This is a genomic window from Pseudomonas sp. S09G 359 (assembly GCF_002843605.1).
GTDB lineage: Bacteria > Pseudomonadota > Gammaproteobacteria > Pseudomonadales > Pseudomonadaceae > Aquipseudomonas.
Window position 1 is genome coordinate 6,322,992 of sequence record NZ_CP025263.1, and the last position, 15,873, is coordinate 6,338,864.

The 15,873-nt window shown below is 63.2% G+C and carries 18 protein-coding genes; 4 read left to right on the top strand and 14 right to left on the bottom strand.

Features of this window, described 5'->3' with window-relative positions; genetic code table 11:
- Positions 1-21 precede the first annotated feature (21 nt).
- Together CXQ82_RS29120 and CXQ82_RS29125 are read left to right on the top strand one after the other, a co-directional pair.
- Positions 22-1,428: an adenosylmethionine--8-amino-7-oxononanoate transaminase gene (locus CXQ82_RS29120; protein WP_101273381.1), complete on the top strand. Its 1,407-nt coding sequence runs from the start codon at positions 22-24 to the stop codon at positions 1,426-1,428.
- Positions 1,429-1,638: 210 nt separating this feature from the next.
- On the top strand, positions 1,639-2,358 hold the full coding sequence (locus tag CXQ82_RS29125; protein ID WP_101273382.1) for a 16S rRNA (uracil(1498)-N(3))-methyltransferase: 720 nt from the start codon (positions 1,639-1,641) through the stop codon (positions 2,356-2,358).
- 78 nt (positions 2,359-2,436) lie between these two features.
- On the opposite strand, the gene CXQ82_RS29130 is transcribed toward CXQ82_RS29125, so the two are convergent.
- The 3 genes from CXQ82_RS29130 to CXQ82_RS29140 are packed head-to-tail and all read right to left on the bottom strand — an operon-like array spanning position 2,437 to position 4,948.
- On the bottom strand, positions 2,437-3,339 hold the full coding sequence (locus tag CXQ82_RS29130; RefSeq protein WP_101273383.1) for a transporter substrate-binding domain-containing protein: 903 nt from the start codon (positions 3,337-3,339) through the stop codon (positions 2,437-2,439).
- A gap of 24 nt (positions 3,340-3,363) precedes the next feature.
- The gene (locus CXQ82_RS29135; RefSeq protein ID WP_101273384.1) at positions 3,364-3,714 is read right to left on the bottom strand and encodes a RidA family protein; all 351 of its coding nucleotides are present in this window, start codon (positions 3,712-3,714) and stop codon (positions 3,364-3,366) included.
- 10 nt (positions 3,715-3,724) lie between these two features.
- Positions 3,725-4,948 carry a D-amino acid dehydrogenase gene (locus CXQ82_RS29140; RefSeq protein WP_101273385.1) on the bottom strand — a complete coding sequence of 408 codons (1,224 nt, stop codon included), beginning with the start codon at positions 4,946-4,948 and terminating at the stop codon, positions 3,725-3,727.
- A 109-nt stretch (positions 4,949-5,057) separates the two neighbouring features.
- Between CXQ82_RS29140 and CXQ82_RS29145 the strand changes: the two genes are divergently transcribed.
- Positions 5,058-5,960: a LysR family transcriptional regulator gene (locus tag CXQ82_RS29145; RefSeq protein ID WP_101273386.1), complete on the top strand. Its 903-nt coding sequence runs from the start codon at positions 5,058-5,060 to the stop codon at positions 5,958-5,960.
- A 139-nt stretch (positions 5,961-6,099) separates the two neighbouring features.
- Here CXQ82_RS29145 and CXQ82_RS29150 read toward each other — a convergent pair whose 3' ends face one another.
- Entirely contained in the window at positions 6,100-6,717 is a 618-nt protein-coding gene (locus CXQ82_RS29150) for a hemolysin III family protein (RefSeq protein WP_101273387.1), read from the bottom strand.
- A gap of 144 nt (positions 6,718-6,861) precedes the next feature.
- On the opposite strand from CXQ82_RS29150, the gene CXQ82_RS29155 reads away from it, so the two are divergent.
- A complete protein-coding gene (locus CXQ82_RS29155; protein WP_101273388.1) occupies positions 6,862-7,776 on the top strand; it encodes a LysR substrate-binding domain-containing protein in 915 nt (304 codons plus the stop codon).
- 58 nt (positions 7,777-7,834) lie between these two features.
- Here the strand turns inward: CXQ82_RS29155 and madM are convergent, their stop codons facing one another.
- From madM to CXQ82_RS29205, 10 genes are all read right to left on the bottom strand, one after another.
- On the bottom strand, positions 7,835-8,599 hold the full coding sequence (gene madM, locus CXQ82_RS29160) for a malonate transporter subunit MadM (protein WP_101273389.1): 765 nt from the start codon (positions 8,597-8,599) through the stop codon (positions 7,835-7,837).
- A gap of 1 nt (position 8,600) precedes the next feature.
- Complete coding sequence (gene madL, locus CXQ82_RS29165; protein WP_101273390.1) at positions 8,601-9,005, bottom strand: malonate transporter subunit MadL; 405 nt, start codon at positions 9,003-9,005, stop codon at positions 8,601-8,603.
- Between the two features lie 67 nt (positions 9,006-9,072).
- Positions 9,073-9,972, bottom strand: coding sequence for a malonate decarboxylase subunit epsilon (gene mdcH, locus CXQ82_RS29170; RefSeq protein WP_101273391.1), 900 nt, complete (start codon positions 9,970-9,972; stop codon positions 9,073-9,075).
- Positions 9,969-10,565, bottom strand: coding sequence for a malonate decarboxylase holo-ACP synthase (locus CXQ82_RS29175; RefSeq protein WP_101273392.1), 597 nt, complete (start codon positions 10,563-10,565; stop codon positions 9,969-9,971). The genes mdcH and CXQ82_RS29175 overlap by 4 nt, the downstream gene beginning before the upstream one ends.
- Positions 10,559-11,317, bottom strand: a complete 759-nt coding sequence (gene mdcE, locus CXQ82_RS29180; protein WP_101273393.1) for a biotin-independent malonate decarboxylase subunit gamma — start codon at positions 11,315-11,317, stop codon at positions 10,559-10,561. Before mdcE ends, CXQ82_RS29175 begins: the two co-directional genes overlap by 7 nt.
- A complete protein-coding gene (locus tag CXQ82_RS29185) occupies positions 11,314-12,156 on the bottom strand; it encodes a biotin-independent malonate decarboxylase subunit beta (protein ID WP_101273394.1) in 843 nt (280 codons plus the stop codon). The genes mdcE and CXQ82_RS29185 overlap by 4 nt, the downstream gene beginning before the upstream one ends.
- A complete protein-coding gene (locus CXQ82_RS29190) occupies positions 12,149-12,448 on the bottom strand; it encodes a malonate decarboxylase subunit delta (protein WP_101273395.1) in 300 nt (99 codons plus the stop codon). Before CXQ82_RS29190 ends, CXQ82_RS29185 begins: the two co-directional genes overlap by 8 nt.
- Positions 12,448-13,281 (bottom strand): triphosphoribosyl-dephospho-CoA synthase, encoded by an 834-nt coding sequence (locus CXQ82_RS29195; RefSeq protein WP_101273396.1) that lies wholly within the window; start codon positions 13,279-13,281, stop codon positions 12,448-12,450. The genes CXQ82_RS29190 and CXQ82_RS29195 overlap by 1 nt, the downstream gene beginning before the upstream one ends.
- Complete coding sequence (mdcA, locus tag CXQ82_RS29200) at positions 13,282-14,952, bottom strand: malonate decarboxylase subunit alpha (protein ID WP_101273397.1); 1,671 nt, start codon at positions 14,950-14,952, stop codon at positions 13,282-13,284.
- 120 nt (positions 14,953-15,072) lie between these two features.
- On the bottom strand, positions 15,073-15,795 hold the full coding sequence (locus tag CXQ82_RS29205) for a hypothetical protein (RefSeq protein WP_101273398.1): 723 nt from the start codon (positions 15,793-15,795) through the stop codon (positions 15,073-15,075).
- Positions 15,796-15,873 lie beyond the last annotated feature (78 nt).

The window sequence follows — 15,873 nt, forward strand, 5'->3', positions numbered from 1 at the left end:
ACCGCTTCGAGGAGATAACCGATGGGCTTGAACAACCAGTGGATGCAACGCGACCTCGCGGTGCTGTGGCATCCCTGTACCCAGATGAAAGACCACCAGCAACTGCCGCTGATCCCCATCAAGCGCGGTGAAGGCGTGTGGCTGGAAGACTTCGAAGGCAAGCGCTACCTCGACGCCGTCAGCTCCTGGTGGGTCAACGTGTTTGGCCATGCCAACCCGCGCATCAACCAGCGCATCAAGGACCAGGTCGACCAGCTGGAACACGTGATCCTCGCCGGTTTCAGCCACCAGCCGGTGATCGAGCTGTCCGAACGCCTGGTGGCGATGACGCCTGAGGGCCTGACCCGCTGCTTCTACGCCGACAACGGCTCGTCGTGCATCGAAGTCGCGCTGAAGATGAGCTTCCACTATTGGCTCAACCGTGGCCTGCCGAACAAAAAGCGCTTCGTCACGCTGACCAACAGCTACCACGGCGAAACCATCGCCGCGATGTCGGTGGGTGACGTGCCACTGTTTACCGAAACCTACAAGGCGCTGCTGCTGGACACCATCAAAGTGCCCAGCCCGGATTGCTACCTGCGCCCTGACGGCATGAGCTGGGAGGAACACTCACGCAACATGTTCCTGGCCATGGAACAGACCCTGGCCGAAAACCACGCCACCGTCGCCGCCGTGATCGTCGAACCGCTGATCCAGGGCGCCGGTGGCATGCGCATGTACCACCCGGTGTACCTCAAGCTGCTGCGCGAAGCCTGCGACCGCTACGGCGTGCACCTTATCCACGACGAAATAGCCGTGGGCTTCGGCCGTACCGGGAGCATGTTCGCCTGCGAACAGGCCGGCATCCGCCCGGACTTCCTGTGCCTGTCCAAGGCGCTCACCGGCGGCTACCTGCCGCTGGCGGCGGTGGTCACCACCGATGATGTCTACGACGCCTTCTACGACGACTACCCGACCCTACGCGCCTTCCTGCATTCCCACAGCTACACCGGCAACCCGCTGGCGTGTGCGGCGGCATTGGCGACCCTGGATATTTTCGAAGAAGACAACGTCATCGAAAACAACAAGGCCCTGGCCCAGCGCATGGCCACCGCCACCGCGCACCTGGTGGACCACCCGCACGTGTCGGAGGTGCGCCAGACCGGCATGGTGCTGGCCATCGAGATGGTCCAGGACAAAGCCACCAAAACCGCCTACCCGTGGCAGGAACGCCGTGGCCTCAAGGTGTTCGAACACGCCCTGGAACGTGGCGCGCTGTTGCGGCCGTTGGGCAGCGTGGTGTATTTCCTGCCGCCGTATGTGATTACCCCGGAGCAGATCGACTTCCTGGCTGAAGTGGCCAGTGAAGGCATCGATATCGCCACCAACAGCAGCGTGAGCGTTGCAGTGCCGAAGGACTTCCACCCAGGCTTTCGCGACCCCGGCTAACGGGGAACGGCTGTCGTGGCGAGCGGGCTTGCCCGCGTTGGGCTGCGCAGCAGCCCCCCCGATAAAGCCAATGTGTTTCGTCAGGCATTGCGCGGTGTCTGGTTTTTTTAGGGCTGCTTCGCAGCCCAACGCGGGCAAGCCCGCTCGCCACACCAAGCGGGCTTGCCACAAGAAGCCCGCTCGCCACAACACTTTTTCCAGAGAACAGAAATGAGACTGTCCCGTTTTTTTACCGACACCCCGCTGAGCATCGGCGACCATGAATTGCCCGAAGCCCAGGCGCACTACATCAGCCGTGTGCTGCGCATGGGCGAAGGCGACGCCGTGCAACTGTTCGACGGCTCCGGCCAGGAATTTCTTGGCAGCTTGCTGGAAGTCGGTAAAAAACGCGTCAGCGTGCAACTCACCGAAAGCTTCCCGGGCCAAACCCAATCGCCGCTGCACATCCACCTCGGCCAGGGCCTGTCCCGGGGCGAGCGCATGGACTGGGCGATCCAGAAAGCCACCGAATTGGGCGTGAATGAAATCACGCCGATTTTCAGCGACCGCTGCGAAGTGCGCCTCAAAGACGAGCGCGCCGACAAACGCCTGCTGCACTGGCGCCAGGTGGCGATCAGCGCCTGCGAGCAATGCGGGCGTTCGACGGTGCCGGTGATTCACCCACCGCTGTTGCTGGCCGATTGGCTGCAACAGGCCGAGGCGGATTTGAAGCTGGTGCTGCACCCAGTGGCCGAGCCAATGGTCAGCCATGCGAAGCCATCAAGCCTGGCTTTTCTGATCGGCCCTGAGGGTGGGCTGACCGACCAGGAAGTCGAAACCGCCCAAGCCGCCGGCTACTACGCCGCCCGCCTCGGCCCGCGGGTGTTGCGTACAGAGACGGCGCCGGTAGTGGCACTGAGTGTGGCCCAACAATTGTGGGGGGATTTCTAAGCCCTTTTCTTTGCAAACCCAATCAAGAATGTGGGAGCTGGCTTGCTTGCTCCCACATTTGGATCGGGTCACCACTTCTTACTCCACCGGGTCACTCACCGGCTTGGCAATAATCGCCTTCAACTCACTGGTCATCGGGAACTCAAGGTTCAAGCCCTTCGGCGGGATCGGCTGTTCAAACCAGCGCTGGTAAATCCCGTTGATCTCCCCGCTGCGATAAAGGTCGCTCAGCGTCTCGTTGACCACCGCGAGAAACTGCGGGTCGTCCTTGCGCACCATGCAGCTGTAGATTTCCCGCGACTGCTCCTCCCCCACCACTACCCAGTTATGCGGGTCACTGGCCTTGGCGCGCTCGCCGTAGAGCAACGCATCATCCATGTAGAACGCCGCCGCGCGGCCGGTCTCGAGCATCTTGAACGCCTCGCCATGGTCCTTGGCGCTGATCACGAACATATTGGCCTTGTGCTCGGCGTTGTAGCGCTTGAGGAAACGCTCGTTGGTGGTCCCGGCGGTGGTCACCACGTTCTTGCCCGCAAGATCGGCAAAGCCTTGAATGCCACTGTCCTTAGCCGTCAGCAATTGCCCCTTCACGTAGATAAACCCGTAGGAGAACGCCACCTGCTTCTGCCGCTCGGCAGTCACGCCGGTGGAACCGCATTCCAGGTCGACGGTGCCGTTCTGCACCAGCGGAATACGGGTCTGGGACGTTACCAGGTTGTACTTCACATTGAGCGTGGCCACCCCGGTTTTCTGTTGGATGCGCTCGACGATCTTGTCTGCCAGCTCCACCGAATAGCCCATGGGTTTGCCACTGTTATCCCCCACATAGGAAAACGGTACCGACGCATCGCGGTAGCCCAAGGTGATGGACTTGGTGTTGGCGATCTTGCCCAGCGTGCCGTCCAACGGCGCTTGGTTCGCATGGGCTTGAGCGCCCAGCAAAAGCCCCAGGGTGCAGCCGGTCAACAGGATTTTTTTCATTGTTATTCTCCGTTGGTATTTCGGTTATTTGCGTACCGCAATCACGCTGATTTCCACCAGCACACTCGGCCGCGCCAGTTCCGCTTGCAAGGTCGTGCGCGTCGGCGCCATGCACGGTGACAGCCAGGCCGACCACACCTCGTTCATGGGTGCAAAACCGCTCCCGATGTCTTTCAAATAGATCGTTGCGTTGAGCAGATGATCCTTGTCGCTGCCCGCCTGGGCCAGCAGTGCATCGATCCTGGTCAGCACCTCCTGGGTTTGTGTCGCCACGTCCTGGCCGTCACCGGGCACCTGGCCGGAGAGGAACACCAGGTCCTTGAACGTCACTGCGCCCGAAAGGCGCTCATTGCTGCTGATTCGGGTGATGGTCATCAATACATCCTCATGCGGCGCGGGGCGTAAGGCCCTGCATATCAATGGAAGGCGCGTGTTGGCCGATCAACTCGGCCAGCAACTGGCCGCTGCCGCAGGCCAGGGTGAAGCCGAGGGCGCCGTGGCCCAGGTTCAGCCACAGGTTGCGATAGACACTGGCACCAATCAGCGGCACGCCGGTCGGGGTGGCCGGGCGCATACCCGCCCACTCCACCGCTTGGGCGTAATCGCCCGCCAGAGGAAACGTCTCCAGCGCCTGGCGTTTCATCAGAGCCAGGCGCTTGGGTTCAAGGCTGGCGTCGAAGCCGACGATATCCACCATGGCCGCCACCCGCAGCTGCTCGCCGATGCGCGCATAGACGATCTTGCGATCGTAGTCGGTGATGCTCACGTTCGGTGCCTGGTGCTGTGCGCCAATCGGCACGCTGAGGCTGTAGCCCTTGAGCGGATACAGCGGCAACCGCACACCCAGCTCGGCGCTGCGATACCCGGCCGCCAGCACCAGGTGCTCGACCGGCATCACCTCAGCCCCCGAGACGACGGCCTGCACGACACCCTCGGCCTGGCGAATGCCGGTGACCTTGCGCCCGAGCAAAAACGTGCAACGCCCGGAGGCCTCCAGCCATGCCGCCATTCGCTGGCAGAAGGCATGACAATCCGCCACTTCTTCAGTCGGGGTGTAGATGCCGCCGACAAATCCCCCGCCGGTCAGCGCCGGTTCCAGGTGTGTGCACTCGGCGGCGGACAGCACCTGCTGGCACACCCTGTCCGTGACCTTGTGGCGCGCACGCTCAAAGGTGGCCGCATGGCGAAACGTCACCAGCTTGCCGTTGCGCCGCCAGTCGAAGCCCTCCAGGCCATCGCACGTTCGCCATTGCGCCAAGGTCGCCTGGCTCAGAGCGGCCAAGCGCAGCAGGTGAGCGGCATTGCGCTGGTTCACCGAGCCACGGCAGGCGCCGAGAAAGGCCGCCATCCAGCGCCATTGCTGGCGATCAAGGCGCGGGCGCAGCTTCAGCGGCGAGTCACCGCGCAGCAGCCAGCCAATGGCTTGCAGCGGCACCCCGGCGTCGGCCAGCGGCGCCACGTAGCGATAGGACAATTGCCCGCCGTTGGCGAAACTGGTTTCGCTGCCCAAGGTGTCGCGTGCCTCGATCACCGTCACCTCATGGCCTGCACGCACCAACGCGTATGCGCTGGCCAAGCCGATCACCCCACCGCCGATGATGTGCACCATCCTTTTTCACCCGCCACTGAATCCTGAGGCCTCAAGCCTAGGGGCAGGTGACAGGCCCGCGACAATGAATAAAGATAGGTCACCTATAAACAAAGGTTATGGACTTGCCATGCGCTTGCGTCATATCGAGATCTTCCAGGCCATCCGCCAAACCGGCTCCATCAGCGCCGCCGCGCAGTTGTTGCATGTGTCGCAACCGGCGGTAACCAAGGTGTTGCAGCACGCCGAGTTGCAGCTGGGATTCCCCCTGTTCCTACGAGTGCGCGGCAAGCTGCAGCCCACGCCAGAGGCCCTGGCACTGGAAAGCGAAGTCGAGAAAGTCACCGCGAGCCTGCAAGGCGTAAGGCGCCTGGCCAAGAGCCTGCGCCGTGAACCGGGCCAGAGTGTGCGCATCGGCGCGATCCCGGCACTCGCGCTTTCGCTGCTGCCGCCGGCAATCCTGGAGTGGAAGCGCGACTACCCGGACATGGCCTGCGAGCTGTCCAGCGACCACAGCCGCGAGCTGGTGCAGAAGCTGCTGATGCGTGAGATTGACCTGGCGCTGACGCTCAACTTCTCCGGCCATCCGGGGTTGACCACGCAGGTGCTGGCCAACGGTGTGTTGGTGGCGTTGGCATCCAAAGGCTATTGGTCTGAAGCCGAGCTGAGCAGCCCCCTGCCCTTGGCTGATCTGGCGGGCACGCCGCTGATTGGTCTTTCCAGCGCCGACCCGCTGGCAGCAAAACTCGACAGCTACCTAGAAAACGTCGATCCCCCACCAAGGGTGACCCTCTCGGTGCAAACCTATTCCCTGGCCCGCGCGATGGTGGAGTCCGGCGCCGGCCTCACGGTGATAGACCCCTTCACCGCCCTCGGCGCCTCGACGGCCACCACCTGTATCCGCACCCTCACGCCGCCGCTGCCGATCACCCTGTATGCCCTGACCCGCGCCGATGAGCCGCCGCCGCATATGCTGGCGAATTTGCTGGAGATCTTAGGCCTCCGGGCCCGGGAGCTGCTGGAACGCCTGTAAAAATCGGACTTTCAACACTACGAGGATCAAATGTGGGAGCGGGCTTGCTCGCGAAGACGGTGTGTCAGCCAGTACATCTGAAACTGACCTACCGCCTTCGCGAGCAAGCCCGCTCGCACATTTTGAATTGCGTCGTCTGTCAGAGCACGTAATGCATGATCGCCACAAAATGCAGCAGGCTGCCGCCGATCACAAACAAGTGCCAGATCCCATGGGAGTGCCGCAGGCGGTCCTCCAAGGCAAAAAAGATGATGCCGACGGTGTACAACACCCCGCCCGACGCCAGCCACGTAAACCCCGCCGTGCCCAGCGCGGCGAGCAGCGGCTTGACCGCCACCAGCACGATCCAGCCCATCACCGCGTAGATCACGATCGACAGGATGCGCGCCTCGGAACGCGGCTTGATCTCCTGCAAGATGCCGATCACCGCCAGCCCCCACACGATCCCGAACAGCGTCCAGCCCCACGGCCCGCGTAGCGTCACCAGGCAAAACGGCGTGTAGCTGCCGGCGATCAGCAGGTAGATCGAAAAGTGATCGACCTTCTGCATGATCTCTTTTCGCCGCCCGCGCACGCTGTGGTACACCGTGGACGCGCTGTACAGCACCATCAGCGTAAAGCCATAAATCGCCACGCTGACGATCTTCCAGGGGCTGCCATCCAGGCTCGCGACCACCAACATCCACACGGCGCCAATACACGCCGCGACTGCACCGAGCAAATGGCTCCAGGCGTTGAATCGTTCCCCGTGGTACATCTGTCACTGACCTCCCGTAACCGTTAAGTACAGGTTGGCAAGCGTCCAACCTTGCGCATAAGAGTGCAAGCAGCTTATGACGTTCCGAGGACGCCAAACGGTTTTGCGGGCACAATCGACGGCATTCGAACAAGAGTCACGGCCATGCTGATCGACGAAGAATTTACCCTCAAGAAGCTGGAAATCTTCCTGGCATTCATGCGCACCGGCAACCTGGCCCGCGCCGCCGCCGAGCTGCAGACCAGCAATGTCAGCGTGCACCGCGCCATCCACTCGCTGGAGAACGCCCTGCGCTGCCCGCTGTTCAAACATGAGGGGCGCAACCTCACCCCGCTGGAAAGCGCTTACGTCCTGGAAGAACGCGCACAGAAACTGGTGGCCGATGTGGTCGACAGCGTGCGCCTCACCCGCGAAGCCGCGGGTTTTTCTGCCGAGCGCTTCAAATTGGGCTCGCTGTACTCGCTGACCGTGAAGACCGTGCCGCAACTGATCATGGGCCTAAAAATCCGGCGCAGCGAACTCAATATCGACCTGATCCTGGGCTCCAACTTCGACCTGCTCTACAAGCTCAAGAACATGGAGGTGGACGCGATCCTGATCTCCCTGGACGAACACGCCAACGACCCCGACTGCGAGCAGATCGCGTTGTTCTCCGACGACATCTTCCTGGCCACCCCGGCGGATTCGCCCTTCGACCGCGAGCGGGAAATCGACCTGGCGGATGTGCGTGACGCCACGTTCATCACCCTCACCCAAGGCTTTGCCACGCACCAGGATGGCAACCGGGTGTTCAAGCAGGCGGGGTTCGAGCCCAAGGTGGCGATGCAGGTGAATGACATTTTCACGCTGTTGAGCATGGTCAGCTCGGGGGTGGGTTATGCGTTGCTGCCGGGACGGATTGCGGCGGTGTATGAGAACCGCGTGAAGCTGATACCGCTGCAACCCAGGTACCGGTTGCAGCAGCATATTGGCGTGGTGTTCTTGAAGGCCAAGGAGCGCGATCCGAATTTGCTCGCGTTGTTGGCGGAGTGTCGGATGTATGCCAATCGGCAGGTCTGAGACCGCCATCGGGGGCAAGCCCCCGATGAGGCCCAACCAGCCAACACAACTCCCAATACTAGCCAACGATCCCCCGCACAATGAAGTACAGCAACGAAGGCCCAAGCAAACACCCCAGCCCGGTGTGGAACGTCGCCGTCAACGCCCCATACGGCACCAACCGCCGGTCCGTCGCCGCCAGCCCCGCCGTCACCCCACTCACCGTCCCGGCCAACCCACCAAACACCATCGCCGAACGCGGGTTATCCAGGCCCATCCAACGGGCCGCCACGGGGGTGCCCACCATGACCAGGATCGCCTTGATCAACCCGGTGGCAATCGACAGCGCCATCACATCCGAGGTCGCGCCAATCGCTGCGCCGGTCACCGGGCCGACGATGTAGGTCACCGCGCCTGCGCCGATGGTGGTCATGCTGATTGCATCGCGATAACCAAACGCCCAGGCCATGCTCGCGCCGACGATAAACGGCAGGATCGTGCCCAGCAGCAAGGCGATCACACCGATCATCCCGGCTTTGCGCGCTTCGGTGGCTTGCACCTCAAATGCCGTGGCGACAATGGCGAAGTCGCGCAACATGGCGCCGCCCATCAGGCCGATGCCGGAGAACAGCGCCAGGTCCGCCAGGCCTTTTTGCCCGCCGGTAATAGTGCCGCCGACCCAAGCCAGCACCAGGCCGATCACGATGGCAATCGCCGAACCATGGATGCGCCCGAACGTGAGGCGCTTGGACAGCACCACAGAAATCCACATCACCACGCCCACAAAGGCAAAGGCGGTGATCAGGCCGTTATGTTCCAAACCTTTTTCGATGAGGTCCCACATATCAGCGACCTCCCACTGGAACAATCAGCGGCTCTTCGGCGGGCAACGGTTCGCCCTTATGGGTACGGCTGATCAGGGCGATGGTGCAACCACACACCAGCACCGAACCGATGGCCGCGAGTACGGCGACCGGGCCGCCGTGCAGGGCGGTGACCACGTTTTGTTGCGCCGCCATCGCGACCACCACCGGGATGTACATGGCACCCCAGAAGCCCACGCCCATCTCGCAATCCTTGGTCATGCCGCCGCGTTTTTGCATCCACAAACGCGCGCAGATCAGCAGGATCATGGCGATGCCGACCCCGCCCACGTTGGATTTGACGCCCAGCAACACGCCGAGCATGTCGCCCATGATCACGCCCGCGAGCGTGCAGATCGCCAGCAATGCCACACCGTAAATAATCATTGTTGTTGTCCTCAAAGTGCTCGATCGAAATTGTTGTTTTTGTGCTTCGAAAGCCTTGGGTGGTGCTTTATCGGTGGCGGCGACCCTCCTCTTGCAGCAAGGCCTGCAAGGTGTCCAGGCGCGCGCCTTCGCAGGCGATCACCGTGCCTTGTTCAAACACCCGGCGCGACAGCCCGGTCAGCACGGCGCCCGGGGGCAGTTCGATTTGCAGGCGCACACCGCGCTCGTAGGCACTTTGCACGGTGCCGCGCCAGTCGACGACGCGGCACATGTTAAAGGCCAGGTCGTCGCGCAGTTGCTCGGGGTTGTGGATCGGCCGCGCGCGCGTACTGCTCAGGTAGGTGATGCGCGGCGCCTTGAGCGCAACGAACGCATCGGCCAACGCCTGGGCAGGTTCTTGCAGCAACGCGCAGTGGGACGGCACGCTCACGGCCAGGCGCCTGGCGCTGCCGTTGCCTTTGATGCGTGCGGCGACACGCTGCATCGCCGCATCGCTGCCGGCGATCACGGTCTGGTTATCCGCATTGATATTGGCCAGGTACACCGGAGTTTCGGGGCTGTGGATTTCGGCCAGGAGTTTTTCCACTGTGGATAAGTCCGGGCCGATCAGCGCGGTCATCCCAAAACCGTGTGGATAAGCGTTCTGCATCAGCTCGCCGCGCAGGCTGACGAGTTTGATCGCCTCGCTGAAGCCCAACGCCCCCGCGATCACTGCCGCCGGGTAGGCGCCAATCGACAGGCCCGCGACATAATCCGGAATGCATTCCAACAGGCGCGCATGGGCCACACCGGTGATCAAAAGGCAGAGCTGAACAGCCCGCGTGTTGGTCAGCGCTTGCGCCGTATCCAATGCACGCACATCTTCGCCCAACACATCGCTGGCCTCTTCCAGAATGCTCGCCGGCAGCGCCTGGAGCATGCCCGTGCGCTGGGCGCCCTGCCCCGGAAACACCAGCAGGCTGCTCATGCCACGGCCTGCCACGGGTCGAGTACCAGGTGCGCACCGTGGGTGGTTTTCAGCAACACACGACGGGAACCACTCGCCCATTCGCGCAGGGCCACGGCGCCGAACGGCGTTTGCAGTTGCAGGTCCACGGCGCACACCGCCGTATCAAGCAACGCCAAAAGGTCTTCGGCATCGGCGCGGGTCATCGGCTCGGGCGTGCGCAGAATCAAATCCAGATCGCTTTGAGCATGCAGCGCTTCAATGCCGCTGGCCAACTCAAAACCCGCGCTACCGGTGACGCCCCAGGCCTCTTGCGCCAGCACCAGGCGCAGTTGCGCCAGCGCCTGCAAGGCCGGTAAATCCCGGGGCGAGATCACCTCGCTCAGCGCCTCCGGTGCCACGCGCCGCTGGACGGCTGCAAGGGGCATCACGGCCGCAAATCGCTGCTCACGCAAGCGCCCGCGCACGCCGACCGCCACATAGCCGGGGTCAGCCACCGCGCGGCGCACCACCACCGGGTGGCCGGCGCTGAGCGCGTCCACCGCCCAGGCCGGGGCGTCGGCGGGCAAGTGCGCCGGGGCCATGCCCCAGAGCAAATCGTGGGCGTTCACCATTGCGCCCGCAGCAGTTGGCGCACATGGCTGGACGCGGCGCGATTGGCAGCGCCGAGGCGCCCGCTCAAGTCGGTGCTGGTGATGTCCTTGATCGCACTCGCCAGGCAATCGCTGACCCGCGCCACATCCTCCGGCGTCGGCTGTTCTATCTGGCTGACCGACAAGGTTTCCCACAGCAACCCCAGGCTGGCATAGCTGTCGATGTCATAGGCCATGGGCGGCACGCTGGCGGCCAGGGCTTCCAGCTCCTCGACGCTGCGCAGGGTCACCCGCGCGGCCGAAGCCTTGCCCATGGCGTGTACCATCACACCGGGGTCGCGCAGGGCGATCAGGCGGTTGGCCTGGTAGCCGTGGGCCAGGAACGCGCCGGACATGGCCTTGCCCACCAGCAGTGCAATCACCGGGTGCCCGGCCAGGCGCGCGCGGGCGTAGCTGTCGGCGGCGGCGGCCAGCGCCTGGTGGATGCCGAGGGCTTCTTCACGACGGCCGTAGGCTTGGCTCGGCACATCGACAATGGCGATGATCGGGCGCTTGTCGCCACGGGCGATGGCTTCATCGACCGCCTTGGCCAGGCCCCAGCCTTCCAGCAAGCCGACTTCGCCGTTGCGCGCGCGCGGGAAGCGGTTTTGTGGGTCGGTGACTACGGCGATAAAGCGCCCCATCTCAGCGTCGGCGACTTTCAGCGAGGCCGGCAACCCTTCCACAGGCGTGGCACCGGCGCTCAATGCGTTAAACCACTGCAAGCCTCTCATGAGCGTTCTCCCTGATACAGATCGCGAACCGTGGCCGGGTCGATTTGCGGCGTGGCATCCAACTCGTTCAAGCGCGCGAGGTAGTTATCGGCCTGTTGGCTGCGTTGCTGGGCAGGCAGGCCTTGCTGCAATAAAACGCTGATGGTTTGCTGGATCTGCGCCACGTCGTCCGCCACATAGCGGTCGGCCAAGCCGCTGTTGAACCGTTGCTCGCCGCCGGTAAGGCTCCAGATGAAGGGGCGGTCGCGGGAGTCGTATTCTTCCAGGCCAGCTTCCTGCTCGATCACTTGCGGGCCATTGAGGCCCAAGCGTGCTTCGCGGGTGACAACAAGGTAGCTGCACAGCCCGGCGGCGATGGACATACCGCCAAAACAACCGACGCTGCCCGCCACTACCCCGATCACCGGCTGGTACTGGCGCAGGTCGACAATGGCCGCGTGGATATCGGCAATCGCCGCCAGACCCAGGTTGGCTTCCTGCAGACGCACGCCACCGGTTTCCAGCAGCAATACGGCGCGGGTCGGGATGCCTTTGCGGTTGTCTTCCGCGGCCAGCTCCAGGGCACCGGCGATTTTTGCACCACCGACCTCACCGAGGCTGCCGCCCTGGAAGTTGCCTTCGATGGCGGCAACCACTACCGGCAACCCCGCAACGCTGCCCTTGGCGATGACCACGCCGTCATCGGCTTGCGGCACCACGCCCTGGCGGCTGAGCCATGGCGACATCACGCGCTGGAACGGGTCGATCAATTCGCGGTAGGTGCCGGCGTCCAACAGGGCCTTGGCACGCTGGCGTGCACCGAGTTCGACAAAGCTGTGTTTGCTCAGGAAGTCAGTCATGGCCGATCTCCTCGAAACCCTGCTCCAGGCGCAAACGCACCACGCCGGGGGTGGCGCCAAAATCGTGGATATCGATGTTCAACGCCGGTGGCGTGTGCTCCTGGAAGATCCGCTCGAACAGATGCTGCCAGCGCTGCTCGGCGCCATTTACCGAGGTCTGCACCTGGATGGTCAGCGTGCCGGGCGTGCCCGGTTCCAGCAGCACTTCGAGGTCGCCGGAACCGACACACCCCACCAGTGCACGGCCCTTGGCTGGCTGCCCGGCGGGGAATTCAAAGGATAAGGTTTCCATCACAGCGCTCCGTCGAGGCGGTCGATAAACAGGCAGGCAGCCAACAGGTCGGCGGCACCGCCGGGGGAGGCATTCAGGGCCAGCAGTTGCTGGTCCAGCGCGTGCAGCTGGCGGCGACCGCCGAGGGTCGCGCTGCCGCCGGCATCCAGCACCGCCTGGGCACCGCGTTGCATGGCGTGCTGGCCCTCCAAGCCGGCGCGGTAGAGCACGCAGGTGTCGGCCAGGTCGGTCATGATCGCGAGCAAGGCATCCAGGCGCGCGTTCTGTTCGCCGGCGTTTTGCCGGCGGCTTTTGTGCAACTGCGGCAGACCGCGTTGCATGACCGAAGGGAAGCCCAACTGCGCTTCTTCACGGGCACCGCGTGCGCCGTAGCGCTGGGCCACCTGGGCGCCATGGCTCAGGGGTTGCGGGGCGTAGCGGTCGTTGAGCAGCGCCAACTTGGCGGCGGTCAGCGTGATGGCGCGGGGTTCCAGCGCCGCCGCAGCGGTGAGCAAACCAAGCGCCCAGATGGCACCGCGATGGGTGTTCACGCCGTTGGTAGTGGCGAGCATCGCGAGCTCGCCTTCACGGCCGATGCGCCCGAGGGCTTCACGCAGGGGCAAGCCGACTTCACCGAACTCAAGCGCGGCTTCGGCCATCTCCTTGAACATCGGCCACAGCGACAACGCCGAGGCGTGCATCAGGCCCAGGTGCAAATCGCTGTGGGCGCCATTGCCACGCCGGTCCACCAATGCAGGTTTGGGCGACAGGTCAGCCTCATCGATCAACGCATCGACGGCCATATCCGCCAGGCGGTCGGCCAGGCTCAGTTCATCCAGTTTAAGGGCGCGCATTTACCAGCTCCTGAATTTGGCGGGCGGGTTGTACAGGCCACCGGACCAGTCCACCAGGTCGGCCACGCTCTTGGCGGCCAGCAGCTCGCGGGTGGCGTCGGTGCGGCGGATGCCGAGGTCTTCGGGCAGGGCGATCAAGCCTTCGCGGCGCATGCGCGCAGTGTCCTTGGGGTTATGCCGCATACCGATGGCGGTCACCCCGGCGACGGCGGCGATCATCGCCTGGCGTTCTTCCAGGGAGCGCGCCTTGTACAGGTAGGCGATGCCCTCTTCGGTGAGCAGGTGGGTCACGTCATCGCCGTAGATCATGATCGGCGCCAGGGGCATGCCGCTTTTGCGTGCCACTTCCACGGCGTCGAGAGTGTCGACAAAGGTGGGCTTGCCGCCTTCCTGGAAGGTCTCGACCATTTGCACCACCAGCTTTTTGCCGCGCTCCAGCAGCGCTTCGGGCGCATCGTCGTGGCGCATGTCCAGCCACGCCGGGGTGCCATGACGACGGCCGCGTGGGTCATGGCCCATGTTCGGCGCCCCACCAAAACCGGCGAGGCGGCCACGGGTGACGGTACTGGAATGCCCGTCGCCATCCACTTGCAGGGTGGCGCCGATAAACAGGTCCACCGCGTATTGGCCGGCGAGTTGGCAAAACATGCGGTTGGAGCGCATTGAGCCGTCGCGGCCGGTGAAGAACACATCCGGCCGTGCGGCGATGTAGTTCTCCATGCCCAGTTCGGTGCCGAAGCAGTGCACGCTTTCAACCCAGCCGCTTTCAATCGCAGGGATCAGCGTGGGGTGCGGGTTGAGGGTCCAGTTGCGGCAGATCTTGCCCTTGAGGCCGAGGGATTCGCCGTAGGTGGGCAGGATCAATTCAATGGCGGCGGTGTTGAAACCAATACCGTGGTTGAGCGACTGCACGTTGTGTTTTTCGTAGATGCCACGGATCGCCATCATCGCCATCAGCACATGCACGGGCTTGATATGGCGTGGGTCACGGGTGAACAGCGGTTCGATATAGAACGGCTTGTCGGCCACCACGACAAAATCCACCCAGCTCGCCGGGATGTCGACGCGGGGCAAATCGGTGACGTCATCCACCAACTGGTTGACCTGCACGATCACGATGCCATCGCTGAACGCCGCGGGTTCGATCAGCGCCGGCGTATCTTCGGTGCTCGCGCCGGTGTAGATATTGCCAGCACGGTCAGCCATGAACCCGGCGGAGAGCACCACGTTGGGGATCAGGTCCACTACCAGCCGCGCGTAGAGTTCGATGTAGGTGTGGATCGCGCCGACTTCCAGCAGGCCGTCTTCCAGCAACTGGCTGATGCGCAGGGATTGGGTGCCGGCGAAGGAGAAATCCAGCTTGCGCGCGATGCCTTTTTCAAACAGGTCCAGGTGCTCGGAACGGCCGACACTGGGCATGATCATGTGCAAATCGTGGAGCTTGGCCGGGTCGGCCTTGGCCAGGGAGCGCGAGAGGAAGTCGGCTTGTTTCTGGTTGTTTCCTTCCAGCACGACACGGTCGCCGGGCAGGATCAGCGCTTCCAGGGCTTCGACGATCTTGTCACTGGGCAACACCGCCCCGTCTGCGTAGTGTTTGACCAGCCCGAGGCGCCGCTGCTTCTCATCGCGCCGCCGCGTCCAGCGCGAGTCGGGGGTGGTTATTATTGTCATGGTCGCTCCACGGGTTGGCTGTCGTGGGGCTTACCTTAGGAGTGAAACGGGGGGGCATCAATCAAGCTGGACGTTGGACTGTTACGCCCAGGTTAACGATGACCCAATGAATACGCGCATTCAGGCGTTGCGCCATTCGGTGCGATGGAACCAGATGGTCCTAAGCAGCGCCAATGCCGCAAACACATGCAGCCCCAGCACCGCCGGCGCGCTCCAATCCCACAGGCCCGACAGGGCTTGAGCATAAACCGGCAACAGCAGTAAGAGCAGCGCAACCAGCGCGCCGGCACCGAGTTGCTCCCAGTTTTCCAAGCGGCTTACACGGGAGGCTATCGCGTAGCCCAGCAGTGCCCCGAGGCACACAATCAGCAGGCTTAGCAGGTCATGTTCATCGATGGGAGGAAACCCCATCCAGTTAAACAGCAGGCCAAACGCAAGCAGAGTGAGCGAACAAATCGCGAAAAATACGAAGGCATATTCCAGGGCGTCCAGCAGGCGATCACGGATGAACCTTCGGGCCTGTGTTTCTTCATCCGGGGTCGGCTTCTCGGTTATCGCCACCGCCAGCAGGCCTGAGCCGAGCCCACCCAGGGTCATGACCACGAAATTGCTCACAACGCCTTTGATAGCCTTATCGTCACCGATCAGCCTGAGGCTTTCGAGATACAGCAGAATAAACACCGCGCCTGCCGACGTAATCATGAACCCCCACAGCTTGCCGCGGCTGGACTGCACGTTCATGGTCACTGCCGCCGTGAGCACCAGCACCGCAAACCACATCAGCAGCACGCCAGTAAAACTATTGAGGTTGTACAGCCAGGCAAACCCATCCAAAAGCCACATTGCGTCGATACTTCTGTCGAAAAACTCCCCTCGCTATCGGCAGTGGGGTGGGGATCTTTACTGTGGGAGGGGGCTTGC